Genomic DNA, 936 nt, shown 5'->3' with positions numbered 1-936 from the left:
GTTCGGCGACCGGGGGCAAGGCGGAATAGACCGGAACCTCGATGCGATAGAGCAGGATCTCCTCGCCCGCCACCGGTGGTGCCAACGGATGTGCCTGACCTGCCGACACCGGCGGCGGGCGAGGAGATCCTGCTCTATCGCATCGAGGTTCCGGTCTATTCCGCCTTGCCCCCGGTCGCCGAACATCTGGCGATGACGACGCTCGGCACCTTCCACGAACGGCGCGGCGAGCAGAGCCTGTTGTCGAACACCGAGCTGTCGCCGGTCTGGGGCCGCATCTTCGGTCAGGACAGCAAGATGGCGTATTCAGGAACGGTATCGCCGTCCTTCGACGGCACCCTGTTCGGCCTCCAGGCGGGCTTCGATCTGTTCGGCCGCGAAACCGCGTCGGGCCAGACCGATCGCGCCGGCCTGTTCGTCGCCTATGCCAGCATGAATGGCGACGTGCGCGGCCAGGCGCTGGGCTGGGACAATCTGTCCGTCGGCAGCATGGATATCAACGGCACCAGCGTCGGCGGCTACTGGACCCGGATCGGTCAGGGTGGCTGGTACCTGGACGGCGTCCTCATGGCCACCTTCTTCGGCGGAGACGCAACATCGTCGCGCGGCATCGGCATCGACGTCGGCGGGACCGGTGTCACCGCTTCGCTGGAAGGCGGCTATCCCATCGCGCTGGGGCAAGGCTGGACGCTTGAACCGCAGGCGCAACTGGTCTGGCAGCAACTGTCGCTCGACGATGCATCGGACCGCTTTGCTTCGGTTTCCTTTGATACCGACGGCAACGTGACCGGCCGGCTCGGCGCACGGCTGCAAGGCGAAACAACGATCAATGGCATGGCGCTGCAGCCGTACCTCAAGGCCAACATCTGGCACGATTTCGGCGGCACGAGCCATGTCAATTTCGACACCACCGATATCTCCACCGAGGGCAGATCG

General features: G+C 65.1%; 1 pseudogene. It reads left to right on the top strand.

Going from position 1 to position 936, the window contains the following annotated elements:
• Positions 1–66 precede the first annotated feature (66 nt).
• Positions 67–936: pseudogene (locus EN893_RS35690) on the top strand (autotransporter outer membrane beta-barrel domain-containing protein); the annotation flags it as partial.

Source organism: Mesorhizobium sp. M7A.F.Ca.CA.004.04.2.1, from assembly GCF_004022825.1.
In the GTDB taxonomy this organism is placed as follows: domain Bacteria; phylum Pseudomonadota; class Alphaproteobacteria; order Rhizobiales; family Rhizobiaceae; genus Mesorhizobium.
Note: the sequence above shows the minus strand (reverse complement) of the source record. Positions and strands in the feature narration are given on the sequence as shown.